The organism is Dictyobacter alpinus (genome assembly GCF_003967575.1).
GTDB classification, from domain to species: domain Bacteria; phylum Chloroflexota; class Ktedonobacteria; order Ktedonobacterales; family Ktedonobacteraceae; genus Dictyobacter; species Dictyobacter alpinus.
In genome coordinates, this window is sequence record NZ_BIFT01000002.1 from 1,932,949 (window position 1) to 1,946,831 (window position 13,883).

The window sequence follows — 13,883 nt, forward strand, 5'->3', positions numbered from 1 at the left end:
GATGCCAGCACAATTTCTTCTCTATGGAGCAACAGGCTACACTGGCGAGTTGATCGCCCGTGCAGCCGTTCAACGTGGCTTGCAACCTATTCTAGCTGGTCGCAATCTCAGCACCGTGCAAAAGTTGGCGGATGAACTCAAGCTGCCGTATCGTGCATTTAACTTGAATAATCCTGTCCTGCTGGATGAAAACCTGGTTAATGTGGGTGTCGTTCTTAATTGTGCTGGACCGTTCGCCTTTACGGCCAATAAACTGGCACAGGCCTGTGTGCGTGTTCAGGCTCATTATCTAGACATCGCTGGTGAGGTGCCAGAATTCCAGGCACTGCATGCATATGACGAGGCGGCTCGAGCAGCCAATATCATGCTTTTACCAGGCGTTGGATTCGGTATTGTGCCTTCGGACTGTCTGGCGCTTCACTTGAAACAACGGCTACCTGAAGCTGTGCAATTGTCCCTGGCATTTCAAGCACAGGGGGGCATCTCACGTGGCACTGTGCTGACCACTTTGAAAGATCTGCCCAACCCGGGTGCGATACGACAGAGTGGTGAGCTTATTGCTATACGCGCAGGAACCCAGAAGCGGAACATCGATTTCGGTTCAGGATTGGTGCCAGCAGTAACCAATCCCTGGCGTGGTGACATCTTTACCGCTTACTATAGCACGGGCATTCCTACCATCAAAACCTACACCGTTTATCCCATGGCATTACGTATAGTAATGGCCCTGAGCAAGCCACTCAAGAGTATACTTAGTTCCACTACACTGCAAAACTTTCTTAAACGCCTGGCGCAACGTCAGCCAGCAGGTCCCAATGCCCAGGAACGAGCGCAGGGAAAGACTATTCTATGGGGAGAGGTAATTGATGGCCACGGGACACACGTAGTTTCGCGTCTCAGCGGCCCCGAAGCCTATGATTTCACCGTTTTGACCGCGCTCTCTATTGCCGAACGCGTACTGTCAGGCGAGATTCAATCTGGCTTCCATACACCATCCCAGGTCTATGGAGCCGATTTCATTCTCAATATGCCCGGAGTTGAACGCACTAACGTAGCTTGAATAAATCATACAGACGATATGAAACGAGGAGAAAGACAATGATAGTTATTGCCGGCAAAGCCACCATCAAACCAGAATATTGGGACGAAGCCATGCAGCAAGCGCAACAAATGAGTGCACAATCAGCATCTGAGCCCGGTTGCCACAGCTATCGTTTCTATGTAGAACCAACTGACCGCAACACTTTCTTTATCTTCGAGCAATGGGATAATGCTGAAGCATTGCTGCAACATTTCCACTCAGCCCATTTCCAGGCATTTGGCGCCTATCTACAATCAATACTGACAAGCAACATGGACATCAAACGCTACGAAGTATCATCCGTATCCGATCTCTAAAATTCAATGTGCACAAGCGCGCCATCAAGTTTAATAAAGCAAGGGCTACAAGTCAATTAGCCATTGTTATTTGTGCTTCTGGTGCGCTTGCCAATAATCTTTTCAGAGATAAACAGCAGAACAATAAGTGGAACCAGGCTACAAAGGGATGCGAGAAAGACCGCCGAGAGACTCGACAAAAAGTAAGGTAACGCATAACGCAAATTATAGAGGGCATCAACAACCGTAATAGCAATTGAATCGATAATTATAGCGACCATACTCATGCCAAAAGCAATCAGGATAACCATACTCGCCTTATAACGATCCTTTGTAATCACAAAGGTTATACCAACAAAAAATCCAGCAAACGCGTCAGCAGCATATTCGTACCAGAAAGTTAGCAACGCCCCAGCACCACGAGGATCAAATAGGATACAGGCAGCTACAGGTGGAATAAGGGCAAGTATCAGTCCAACCCAGGGTCCAAATTTAACACCAAAGAAAAATATGATACCCAGAAGCAATCCGAGACTGATACTATAAAGAGAAGGAAAGTAGAAAGAGTTGCCAAGAGGCTGAAAAAAGGCGCTCTGAGAGTTCATGCCTGGAGTAAATTTATAATTAGCAAACTGGATCGCTCCTACAATAATCAGGCCAACCACCATAGCAATGAGTTGCTTTTTATCCAGCCCCCAGCCACTTTTACGCGTCAATCGCGGGGTCAGAGGAGCATAGCCCATCGCACCATAATTCATCATAGGCGTATAGGGCATATTGTTAGGCAGCCCTGCAGGAACCGGTGATTGCGGATACTGATAAGGTGGGACAGCAGCAGGAAAGTTATTCTGTGGCATACCAGGAGCGTATCCCGGTGGTGGCGGGGGAGCCAACTCTGGCTGAGATGGAGGAAAAGCCGGGTAAGACGTATGTGGCTGATCAAATGGCTCACGATTTGTCATACAAAGGTCCTCTTTTCACATAACGATAATTTTTCCAGTATAGGCACATCACCATCTTTATATTATTATCTTTTACCTCAACTAGTCAATATTGAAGTGATCACTACCTCCCACTCCTGATCCTCGCGATATCACTTCCTATTCATCGTAACAGAGAAAGAATTTTCTTTTTGATAAATAAGTCAGTTAAATATTAACATATTATTAACACAAATAGTCGACAGAATACCAGATAATACCAATAATACTTTACAAGTCAAAATGTACCATTATATTTCATACAGAGGATTTTTAAGCTGAAAATAAGCTATTATACTGCTATTATAAAAATAATATGTGGGTAACTGTAACAAAAAGTCATTCCATATAAATGTATTGTAAAAGCACAAGAATATAGGTATAATAATTCTGCTATTATTTTCACGTCCTGTCATTCGGTGCTCGTAGTAAAATTGGTATTGAGATCAAGGCGATACCTATAGAGCGCACCGAAAATAAAATACAAACTCATTGACGAGTAGAGCGGTGTATTTATGCCCCAACAACGCGAAACGACGACAAATAATCTTTCTGATATTATTCAACTTATTCAGATTGGACACCGAAGTGGAACCTTATCAGTTGAGCGTGGTGAGGGTAACACATTTGAAGAGGGCATGATTAATTTTGTGAATGGGCAAATTACTGACGCGCAAACAGGTGTTCAACGAGGACCAACTGCGCTGGGACGTTTAACCTCCTGGACAACTTGCCGTTTTTCTTTTACGGTAGGGGGTCCCTCTCAATCACAGGGAACCGGGCCAACATCCCCGATAGGCAGTCGGTCAGGTCCGCCATCAGCGCCAGGTTATCCTAATACGCGTGGACTTCCACCCACAACCAATCCTTCCATACCCAGAACACATGTGTCTCCCGCTGGCTCTGCAGCAGTGTTTCGCATACCCTATCGTACCCAGATGGATAGCAATGCGTTCGCATATATAGATCAGCTAGGGATGACACGAGAACATCGACGCCTGTATATGTTAATCGATGGACAGCGCTCGGTCCAGGATCTGATCAATTTGATGGGAAGGGCGCCGGAAAAATTACTAGAACTCCTGGCGGATTTGGAAAGAACTGGTTTAATAAGACACAGGTAAAGATAGAAAAAAGCGATCAGTGAAATCAATCACAATCGTTCTTCATTCTCTGATTACTTTTTAGATATCTCTACTATTCATGCAAACCAGATTAGTGCCAGGTTTTACCCAGGACCCGTAACCAGTTCTCTGAGGCAATCAGTCGCAACGACTTTTCATCATACCCCCTCTCCGCGAGGGCTACATATAAACCAGGCAGACCGGTAATATCACGGAGATCCTTCGGCATGGTCGCCCCATCATAATCTGTACCGATCGCCACGCGCTGCACACCCACGTGATCAACCAGATAATCGATATGTCTGATTAATTCTTCTAATGGAGTCTCGACGTTACCTTTACCATCAGGGCGGATATCATAGACATTGAAATTAAGGCCAACCAGCCCATCAGATTCCTTGATCGCAGCCAGTTGTTTGTCGGTTAGATTACGGGCCGAGGGGCAGATCGCATGCGCATTGGAATGGGTAGCAACCAGGGGAGCATTAGAGAGGCGCGCAACATCCCAGAAACCCTGCTCATTCAAATGGGATAGATCCAACAGAATCCCGAGGCGATTACAGGCCTGGACCAGCGCCTTCCCTGCATCCGTTAAGCCAGGGCCTGTATCAGGCGTATGACCAACCACCAGTGGCACACCATGACCAAAAATATTGGGACGGCTCCAGACAGGTCCTAAGGAACGTAGACCGGCTTGATACAGGACATCAAGCGTAGTCAGTTGCGCATCAATCATCTCGGCGCCCTCAATATGCATGATCGCGGCTATGATCCCCTGTTGCTGGCACGCAACCAGTTCAGCCACGCTACGCACAATTTTTAAACGTCCCTGCGAGCCTGCTTCTAAACGAAATAAAGATGAAATAACCTGTAGCGCAACCTGCTGAGCATACTCAAAACCGATGGCGGGCCTGATATAGCGCTCAAACCAGCGCTCCTCAGGTATATCTGCAACGGTTGGAGGGGTACAGCAATCCGCCACATTTTTTGGCGTAGGCACAAAGACCGCGAAGAAGGCGCCTGACATTCCAGCTTCTTGCGCCCGAGGATAATCAATATCCCCTTCCGCACTACGTGAGAAGAAGGACTGCACAAACTCAAGTTCTTCAGCGGATCGCGCAGTTGTGGGCTGCTGCTGCTGCTCCATTTCATAAAAACGCAGCAAAGTATCGATATGGCCGATTAAGGTTGGATAGTGGGTCATACTATTTTCTTTCTAGCAAAGCAAGAGACATAGTTATCGCCAATATTATAGCATCTATCCAATGTACATCCGGGGAAGAGTCTCTCTTTAATGGTGTTTGTTTCCCACTCTCTTCGTGGAGCGTTCAGCCAGCCGCACTCGGGCCCTGAAGGGCCCATCCTTCTTTTACGTGTGATGTCAAATGTTGCGCGATGCGCAACATTTGACATCACACGTAAAACCCTTGGAGCGCCACAGGCGCGAAAAAACAACACTAATTGTTGGCGCAATTATCCGCGACGGATGGTATCGATCTCGGTCCAGAGTTCAGTAGGAATAGAGATCTGAGCCAGTTTTACCGTTTCGTCTAGCCGCTCTGGACGCGTCATTCCAACGATAGTAGAGTGGATACGCGGATCGCGCAAAGAAAATTGCAATGCAACCGCTGCCAGGGGAATATTATACTTCTGGGCGGCCTCCTCAAGCTTTAAGGCCTTATCAAGATACGCTTTGGGAGCTTCACTATATTGATAACGAGGGTAGGCCCGAGGACCTTTAGCCAGTATACCGCTGCCATAAGGGGCCGCATTGACCGCACCGACGCCATGCCGCTGGCAGACGTCCCAAAAAGGATCGGCCTCGGTATTAAGTAATGTATAACGATTATGCGAGATGGCGGCCTCAAAAATATCTGTCTCAACAAAGCGTGTCATCAAATCGATCGGTCCACCAGCCACGCCCAGATGCTCGACCAGGCCTTCTTGCTTACATTGCTGCAGCACCTCAACAGGTCCACCCGGAGCCATTGCTTGCTCAAACGTAATGTGCTCAGGATCATGCAGATAAAGAAGGGGCAGCTTACTTAACCCCAGCAGCTTCAAACTGCGCTCAACACTGCGGCGCATCTGATCCCCACTAAATTCATTCGTCTTTAAATCTCGATCAGCCTTGGTAGCCAGTGTATAACCTGCAGGTACGCCGCCTAACTCTTTAAGTACAACGCCAATGCGGCGCTCACTCTCACCATCGCCATAAGAGGCAGCCGTATCAACAAAGGTAATCGGACTTCTGAAAATAGTGCGGATAGTTTCTAGTGCCTGCTCCTCCGGTACGGAATAAGCAAATGTATCAGGCATATCTCCAAGCGGAGCACAACCAACGCATAAATTTACTACCTCTAAATCAGTTTTTCCCAATCTATGAACAGGAAGTGAAGAGGTAGGTTGAAAGTTCGTCATAAATCCCTCCTTGTTTGCGCACTACATTAGTATAAACACCGTGGGCCGGTGCTTTGCGCCAGCAGCACTCATGTTCGTACGTCTATATGGACATTGAGTTACTTAGTCACTCATTATACGCTATAACCAGATAATAGTAACATGGCCCACTTAGCTCTGTTTATCCGACCAAATTCGTGCTGACACAAAACAACAGACATAACTTATTTTTAGGCAGGCATACAATAAAAATAAGGTGAGTGGTTATCCGAATTTTTAGCTATTACTACACACAAAAGGAGTCCTAACATGGAACAGGTCACTATCTATAGTGTCGGTTTTGTGCTATTTGTGTACTGCCTATATCTACTTTTGAGTGGTCCACTGGATAGGCAACCTTATCGTTGCTCCAAGTGTGGCTTTGAGACATATAGTGAACTTGAAGCGACTGGACACGAAAAACTAGAGAACGCCCACAAAGTGAGTTAGCACCAGGTGTTTTTTCTCTGACGCCTCGCGCCTACGGCGCTCGCCTATTTCTGTATAGAGAACTAGCCGGGCGTTCGCAAGTGCCCAGCTAGTTCTCTATACAGAGTGGAAATCCAGGGCGCTAACACCGCCTCAATAATTGCAGATGAAGTTTTCCTTTATTTTTATAGGTGGTGGGTGCCGCAGGCGCGAGGCGTCAGCAAGCAGTTAAAAAAGAAGGGTCGGGCATGATTAATATCCCGACCCTTCTTTTTTAAGACGATCAACTATTGGCGTAATATTTTTATGAGTTGGCCGAGGTTGGGCTTTTGGCCATACATCAAAATGCCCATACGATAGATGCGAGACGAAATCCAGCTACAAATGAGGATTGATACAATCAGAATCACAATACTCACGATTATATCCAGGCTGCTGACAGTACCTGTAGCGGCACGCATCAACATCATCATTGGAGTCCAGAAAGGGACAAACGACATGACCTTAAACCAGGTTGCATCTGCACCAAGCGAGCCACCAATAAAACTGGCCATATAGCCAACCATACAAATGGTCGTGAGAGGCCCAACAGCATTCTGTACCTCATCCTGACGCTTGACCAGCGCGCCCAGAGCGGCAAACAGGGTAGAATACAACAAAAAGCCTAAGATGAAGTACACTAATAAGAGAAGCAACATGGTTGCCGAAGTATTCACATAACTAAAGTCAAAGCCTGTTCCTTCAGTCTTTAACAGCGCACTTAATGGCTTTTGGAGTAACAGACCGGCGAACGCGGCTCCAATCAAGCAAACCATCTGGGTCAAGCCTGCGGCACCAATACCGATAATTTTCCCCCATAGGAGTTGGAAAGGTGTTGCCGCATTGACCAGGATCTCCATAATGCGATTCCCTTTTTCATCAGCCACACCACCAGCGACCCACATACCATAGAGGTATACCGACATGAAGATCAACACGGTCCCGATCACACCCAGGAAGTAGCCTCCCTCCAGAGAAAGAGCCGATGCATTCCCCTTACCAGGTTGCGTATATACTACTTTAAAGTCTGGCGGAGTCAATAAATTCTGAGTTTGAGCTGAACTCAAACCAAGATGAGAGGATTTATCCAGCACGCTCAACTGGCTGGTGGCTGTCTGTATCTGGGTTAGATCAGTATCAGAAAGGCTGGCAGCAGCCGTATAATAGGTAAAATGCACATCTTTTCCAGCCACCCGCTCCAATACCAGCAAAACTTCAAGCTTGCCATCGGTAATATTCTTTTGCAGCTGCTGCACTGAATCTGTAGAGTCCGTATTCAGGATAAAATGAGGCTTTGTACTGGATTGATTGGATGACTGGCTAGAGCCAGCATTTTGATTATTAGTACCATTGAGACTCTGGCTAAAGTATTTCATTAAAGCATCATCATTAAAACCAGCAACCGTACCTGCATTATTCACAATAGTGACATGCGATTGTGAGTTTGAACGGGCCGCGAAAAATTGAATAGCAGTTGGCACACAGGAGCCAATTAAGGCGAATACGACAAACAAAATTGTTGTTATAATATAGCTGCGTTGAGTGACACGATTTTTATACTCGCGGCGCAAAATGAGACCAATATTGCGGATCGTATTACTGCGTGTATCGCCGCTCGCTCTAATCGCCTCAGCGTTATGGTTGGCTGGTGCAACCTCTGTTGTAGGCTTGACCTCAGTCTTATTCGACATATGTCCTCTTCTTTATCTACTAAGAAATGGCAACAGGAGCATCGGGCAGAGCAATTTTTCCTACACGCTCAATAAAGATGTCCGTCAATGAAGGTTCCGCCAATTCAAAGCGATTAATGATGCCACCACGGCGCAGAGCTTCCTCGATAATCACATTAGGATTGAGATCTGAGCGCATTTGCAGCTCAATATAATCTTGTCGCCGCCTGGTTACGTGCACGCCATCCAGCGTATCCAGCCAGGGCACCTCGTCATCATTTTCCAGCTTTAGTCGCACAATATTACGTCCATGCTGCCTGCGTACATCGCGTACACTGCCATTTACGATGGCTTCACCTTTATTAATGATCGTAATATCCTCACACATCTCCTCAACCTGGTCCAACTGATGGGTTGAAAAAATGATGGTCTTTCCTCGGCGATGCATCTCTAAAAAAGCATCTTTCAACACAATGGCATTAACAGGGTCCAGCCCACTAAAAGGCTCATCCATAATGAGAATAGAAGGATTATGTAGAATCGTTGCCAGGAATTGTATTTTTTGCTGATTACCTTTTGAGAGATCCTCGATCTTTTTTTTACGATTTGCATTAATTTGGAAACGATCGAGCCACTCATCCAATTCCCTTTTTGCATCATGCTTTGATAAACCATTGAGCTGAGCTAGAAAAAGTAGCTGCTCCTCAACTACCATCTTTGAATACAGTCCACGTTCCTCGGGCAGATAGCCCAGTTCACGCCGAGGGATCTCCCGCACATCTTTACCATTCCAGGTAATATGTCCACTATCAGGACGAAAGATATCCAGGATCATACGCATGGTTGTGGTTTTACCGGCACCATTTGAGCCTAACAGGCCAAACAGAGAGCCCTCTTTAACTTCCATGGATAAATTCTTCACAGCCTGAAATTTCCCAAATGATTTATTAATAGTATCTACTACCAGTGCCATATATCACTCCTCGTACCTTGCCACAGATTTCTACCATGAATAGTCTAACATGTTGAAAAAATTTAGTATAGAGAATCCATTACATATAAAGAGGACGTCGCCTTTGACCAAACATAAAACCTGGAAATGATCATTCTGCCAGACATAAAAATTTGAGCGCTCACTTATGTTTGAGGAGAAATGGAAAGTCTCTCCATTTCTCCTCAAACATAAGTGAGGCAGTAGACATAAGGGGTGGGAATCAGGATGTTGTTTACTTCTTCTCTTCTTGCCGCCATTTATATGCATAATAGAATAGCTCTTTAAATGCACGCACAATTACTTTGAGGTTGGCTCCAGTGGCTTTTCCGGTACGCCTTGGCAAATGATGTACACCTATTTCAGTAAAAGTATAGCCATCGCGCTTAAATTTATATAGCAACTCGGCATTAATCATAGCTCCCCGCGTCTCAAAACAATTCGTGTGTAGAAATTGTGTATTGTATAGTTTAAAGGCACAATCGATATCACGTACACGGACACCAAGCACGAGGCGCACCAATAGCTTCCAGCCCCATGCATTCAACTTACGCATCCAGGGATCCTGGCGATCAATACGATAGCCCAACACCGCATCATATTGGCCAATTAAAGGAAAGAACATCTTAAGTTCACGAATATCGAATTGTCCATCCGAATCCATAAAGAATGTCAGGTCCTTAGCCGCTGCCTCAAAACCACTCACCAGGGCTGCGCCATAGCCCCGATTCACTTCGTGCGTGATCACGCGCACACGTCTATCTTTTAAAGCCATAGCCTGTAAGATTTCGCCAGTACGATCGGTACTGCCATCATTGACTACTACTACCTCAAAATCACCCGCCAGAGGGGTCAATATTTCAAGGGCATATGTCACGGTAGTAGCAATTACCTGCTCTTCATTGTGTGCGGGTAACACAACCGATAAACTTTGCCGCAATCGGGTCAATGGTTCCATAGCGCCCTGCTCACTACCTGTAGAAGAAGTAGAATGCATAAAGATAATGCCTTTCCTTCTTATCATTTATTATGCTAAACAGTTATTTGATAATCCAAACAAAAGTAACTATAAGTAGTGTAGACGAAATACACCTGATAAGCTTCGGGGAAATCCCTGAATTTGTTTTGGCAGACAATGCTATAGTGAAAAAATGGCTCTATGTTCTTGAGGGGAAAGCGGGGTGCAGGGGCGGCCGCCCATGACGGAGCGCGAGGACACCTCGCGCTCCTCCCCCACCATCTTACCCAGCAGGACGGAGAGTCGAAAAAATAGGCATAAGAGAAGGTAATGTTAATACATAAAATGAAAGCAAGCGAAAAATATTGGATTGACTGATTTCGTCATTATCTGTTAATATAAATGCATGAACAACCCTTTCATCTATTCCTTACAATTGAGCATCCACACACTAGGATGGCTCATCCATCGTAACAGGAATCGCGCCACAAGCACCTCCGCCACGTAAGCCCGGCACCCTGGTTTACGTGGTAGCTTTCAGGGGGGCGCTAATTTTCAATTATACTTCTATAAAAGCTGTATATAGCTTTCGTAAAAATATAGCTCCCTTCTACCTCCCACCCTTGCAAATCTTTGTATTGATGCCGCTGATAGCCGGGCATATGTCTGTGATCGCGCAATCCTCTGGATCACCCGGCTTATATATAGTATCATCGCCTTAAACCTGTACAGCGGCTCAAATTGCCACAAATAGTCGCGCAAAAGGCCAGCAGAGATTGCAACGCCATTCATATGTCCCTGCGCAAGTCTTATCCCGTCTGCAATGACAAATATCATCCAACACAAGGCTGGTACTACCTGGTCAGTCATTGCTGGTCGGGACATGAAAGGGACAATCATGTCTACACCTAACAAACATACAGCCACCCGTCCACCGGCACAAAAGCCTGGTTCACTCTGGCGCAACAGGGATTATCTCTTACTCTGGAGCGGCCAAACGATCTCAGATGTAGGAGGAGGCATATCTCAGCTTGCATTTCCGCTACTTGTACTCTACATGACTCATTCAGCGCTGGCCGCCGCGCTGGCGGGCACCATTCGTACCTTACCCAATATGCTTTTTTTCCTGGTGGCCGGTGCCCTGGTGGATCGTTATAATCGCAAACGTGTCATGATTTTATGCGATATTGGCCGGGCTTGTAGCCTGCTTAGCATACCAATTGCACTGGCCTTTCATAGTCTGACCATCTGGCAACTCTATATTACCGCCTTTACTGAAGGTACCCTGCTAGTCTTCTTTGGAGTGGCACAGGCATCCAGTTTAAGCCAGGTAGCGTCAGAAGAACAATTACCAGCAGCCATGGCACAGCAAGAAGTCGTAGAAGGGACCTCAATTCTGCTTGGCCCTGCCATTGCCGGACCGCTTTTCTCCCTGGGGCCGATCTTCCCCTTTATGGCTGATGTTATCTCTTACATTATTTCTATTGCCACGTTGTCAGCTATTCGCACTCCCTTTCAAGTACAGCGCAGTCAGGTAAGACGCCATCTAATTATAGAAATACAAGAAGGGCTGCGATGGACATGGAGGCAACCGGTACTACGTATAGTTAATGTTATGAATACGCTGGCAGCATTGGTAGTACCAAGTGGTGCATTGATCGTCATTGTACTGGCCAAACAACAACACGCCTCAGATTCAACCATCAGTAGCATCTTTGTTATTGGTGGTCTGGGCGCAATCACAGGATCCCTCCTGGCTCCGCTGGCACAAAAATTCCTTACAGTCGGGCAAATACTCATCCTGATACGCTGGCTCTTCGCCTTACTCTGGCCCTGCTATATCCTGGCGCCACATCCTATTGTCTTAGGCTTGATAGAAGCCTGCATAAGCTTCGTTGATCCTTTTGAAGATGTCGCCTATTTCAGCTACCGACTGGCAATTATTCCCGATGAACTTCGGGGTCGCGTCATCAGTGCCTGCCGCATGTTTACCGCGATCAGTAATCCAGTTGGACAATTTTTAGTGGGACTATTACTAGAACGATATGGGGTCCAGACAACTGTCATTACAGGCTGGCTCATCTTGATGCTCGTCGCCACAATATTCAGTTTAGCGCCACAAATACGCGCTGCCAGGCATCCTGTTTCCCCAGCAAAAATGTAATTTTACGAAATATGGAAATCAACCATCAGTGAGTCCTATACTTTAAATAGGAGATTAAATGGAGGTTTCAAAAAAAACCTCTAATAACATTTACACCAGCCATGAATTGTACAATAATATGGGGAAGGGTTCATTGTTCCCTAATTGTTAATCTTGAAAGGATTTTTGAATATGGCCTACGTAATCACCCAGCCTTGTATTGGCACTAAAGATGCTTCCTGTGTGGATGTTTGCCCGGTTGACTGCATCCATCCTGGGCCCGGCGAAGATGGTTATGATGAGCATGAGCAGCTCTACATCAATCCGGACGAATGCATCGACTGTGGTGCATGCGAGCCAGCTTGCCCGGTGACAGCAATCTTCGAAGAGTCTGCTGTGCCTGGTGAGTGGAAGCAATGGATCAAAATCAACGCAGATTTCTTCCAGGGCGCATAATAGCTCTATTTCTTATCTCAACAAAAAGTTGAGGATTCGCAAAAAATAGGGTATTACATAGAGTGATATCTCTTGCAAGGCCTCTTCCGGATAACAGGTTTGTCAAACCGGAATGCAGGGGATATCATTTTTTTTGGGTTGGTGTGGGTTGAGTTTCTATTTGTATTGTGTTCGTTTTGATTTTGCACAGGCGCACTCGTTCCCTGACGGGAACTGGCTTATCTGAAGCTGGTGTGGTAAAAAATGGGCTGAGCCCATTTTTTACCACACCAGCTTCAGATAAATGGGTTGAGAGATCCACTCCTTCACTATGCCAGCTTCAGATAAATGGGTTGAGAGATTTATTGCTTCACGATACCAGCTTCATAGGTTGAAAGATCCACTCCTTCATCGATATCAGAAATGCTGAGCATCATAAGAAATGGAAACTAACGAAACCAGGGATTCTCTTGTTGCGTGATACTCATATGTTTAATTGAGTTCATTTATGCAAACAATATGAGGGAGATTATGGCTTCTGTACAACCAAAAACGACACTGGGAGTTAATGCCCCTGACATAATAAATCAATTGGAAACTTCAGCGACAAATGTGGGACAGGTAGAGCGTTGGATTTCGGCTATTGGTGGCGGAGTTATTTCAACCTATGGGATTACACGTAAGGATTGGCTGGGAGTGGGATTGGCGATGCTTGGCGCTGGATTGATATATCGTGGCGCCTCTGGACGTAGTCCTCTTTATAAAGCTTTGAATATAAATACTGGTGGGCAGCAGCTTTCAGCGAATGTGAGCATCATACCTGGCGATAAAGGGATCCGTGTGAAACGTTCACAAACTGTTCAGCAAAATGCGCAGGATCTCTATACGTTCTGGCGCGACCTGGAAATGGCTCCTCTCTATATGCCTGGCATTAAGGTTGTGAATAAAACTGGTGAGAGAACTTATCATTGGACTGCCAGTGGAGATAACCAGTGGAATGCGGAAATACTGGAAGATAAACCTGGAGAATTGATCGCATGGCATGTGCATGGACAACCTACCACCGCTAATGCTGGCAAGGTATACTTTCAGCCAGCCAGTGAGGGTCGAGGAACGATTGTCACGCTTGAACTCGACTTCTTCCAAACAAATCCAGCTGGTAAACTGTTAAGCCATGTCGCGAGTTCCGCATCCGAATATGAGGTTGCTGAAATACTACGCCGCTTCAGACAATTGATGGAGGCAAACGAAATTGCAACCACCAAAGGACAGCCCACAGGAAAAGGTAGAAAGTAACG

The 13,883-nt window shown here is 46.1% G+C and carries 13 protein-coding genes; 7 read left to right on the forward strand and 6 right to left on the reverse strand.

Features of this window, described 5'->3' with window-relative positions; translation table 11 throughout:
- Position 1: 1 nt before the first annotated feature.
- Complete coding sequence (locus EL633_RS30345) at positions 2-1,060, forward strand: saccharopine dehydrogenase family protein (protein ID WP_126630967.1); 1,059 nt, start codon at positions 2-4, stop codon at positions 1,058-1,060.
- Positions 1,061-1,098: 38 nt separating this feature from the next.
- A complete protein-coding gene (locus EL633_RS30350) occupies positions 1,099-1,398 on the forward strand; it encodes a putative quinol monooxygenase (RefSeq protein WP_126630968.1) in 300 nt (99 codons plus the stop codon).
- A 56-nt stretch (positions 1,399-1,454) separates the two neighbouring features.
- Here the strand turns inward: EL633_RS30350 and EL633_RS30355 are convergent, their stop codons facing one another.
- Entirely contained in the window at positions 1,455-2,339 is an 885-nt protein-coding gene (locus EL633_RS30355; protein ID WP_126630969.1) for a hypothetical protein, read from the reverse strand.
- 533 nt (positions 2,340-2,872) lie between these two features.
- Here EL633_RS30355 and EL633_RS30360 point away from each other — a divergent pair.
- Positions 2,873-3,481 carry a DUF4388 domain-containing protein gene (locus tag EL633_RS30360; RefSeq protein WP_126630970.1) on the forward strand — a complete coding sequence of 203 codons (609 nt, stop codon included), beginning with the start codon at positions 2,873-2,875 and terminating at the stop codon, positions 3,479-3,481.
- 91 nt (positions 3,482-3,572) lie between these two features.
- Here EL633_RS30360 and EL633_RS30365 read toward each other — a convergent pair whose 3' ends face one another.
- Both EL633_RS30365 and EL633_RS30370 read right to left on the reverse strand, forming a co-directional pair.
- Entirely contained in the window at positions 3,573-4,685 is a 1,113-nt protein-coding gene (locus EL633_RS30365) for a dipeptidase (RefSeq protein WP_126630971.1), read from the reverse strand.
- Between the two features lie 269 nt (positions 4,686-4,954).
- Complete coding sequence (locus EL633_RS30370) at positions 4,955-5,902, reverse strand: aldo/keto reductase (protein WP_126630972.1); 948 nt, start codon at positions 5,900-5,902, stop codon at positions 4,955-4,957.
- A 288-nt stretch (positions 5,903-6,190) separates the two neighbouring features.
- On the opposite strand from EL633_RS30370, the gene EL633_RS30375 reads away from it, so the two are divergent.
- Positions 6,191-6,370: a hypothetical protein gene (locus EL633_RS30375; protein WP_126630973.1), complete on the forward strand. Its 180-nt coding sequence runs from the start codon at positions 6,191-6,193 to the stop codon at positions 6,368-6,370.
- Between the two features lie 266 nt (positions 6,371-6,636).
- On the opposite strand, the gene EL633_RS30380 is transcribed toward EL633_RS30375, so the two are convergent.
- The 3 genes from EL633_RS30380 to EL633_RS30390 form a co-directional block, all read right to left on the reverse strand.
- Positions 6,637-8,079 carry an ABC transporter permease gene (locus tag EL633_RS30380; RefSeq protein ID WP_126630974.1) on the reverse strand — a complete coding sequence of 481 codons (1,443 nt, stop codon included), beginning with the start codon at positions 8,077-8,079 and terminating at the stop codon, positions 6,637-6,639.
- A gap of 19 nt (positions 8,080-8,098) precedes the next feature.
- The gene (locus tag EL633_RS30385) at positions 8,099-9,031 is read right to left on the reverse strand and encodes an ABC transporter ATP-binding protein (RefSeq protein ID WP_126630975.1); all 933 of its coding nucleotides are present in this window, start codon (positions 9,029-9,031) and stop codon (positions 8,099-8,101) included.
- A 253-nt stretch (positions 9,032-9,284) separates the two neighbouring features.
- On the reverse strand, positions 9,285-10,046 hold the full coding sequence (locus tag EL633_RS30390) for a glycosyltransferase family 2 protein (RefSeq protein ID WP_126630976.1): 762 nt from the start codon (positions 10,044-10,046) through the stop codon (positions 9,285-9,287).
- Between the two features lie 859 nt (positions 10,047-10,905).
- On the opposite strand from EL633_RS30390, the gene EL633_RS30395 reads away from it, so the two are divergent.
- The 3 genes from EL633_RS30395 to EL633_RS30405 all read left to right on the forward strand — a co-directional run bounded on the left by EL633_RS30395 (position 10,906) and on the right by EL633_RS30405 (position 13,881).
- Positions 10,906-12,171, forward strand: a complete 1,266-nt coding sequence (locus EL633_RS30395) for an MFS transporter (protein ID WP_161982556.1) — start codon at positions 10,906-10,908, stop codon at positions 12,169-12,171.
- A gap of 171 nt (positions 12,172-12,342) precedes the next feature.
- Positions 12,343-12,606, forward strand: coding sequence for a 4Fe-4S dicluster domain-containing protein (locus EL633_RS30400; protein WP_126630978.1), 264 nt, complete (start codon positions 12,343-12,345; stop codon positions 12,604-12,606).
- A 510-nt stretch (positions 12,607-13,116) separates the two neighbouring features.
- Positions 13,117-13,881 carry a YgaP-like transmembrane domain gene (locus tag EL633_RS30405; protein WP_161982557.1) on the forward strand — a complete coding sequence of 255 codons (765 nt, stop codon included), beginning with the start codon at positions 13,117-13,119 and terminating at the stop codon, positions 13,879-13,881.
- The last annotated feature ends 2 nt before the right edge of the window (positions 13,882-13,883 follow it).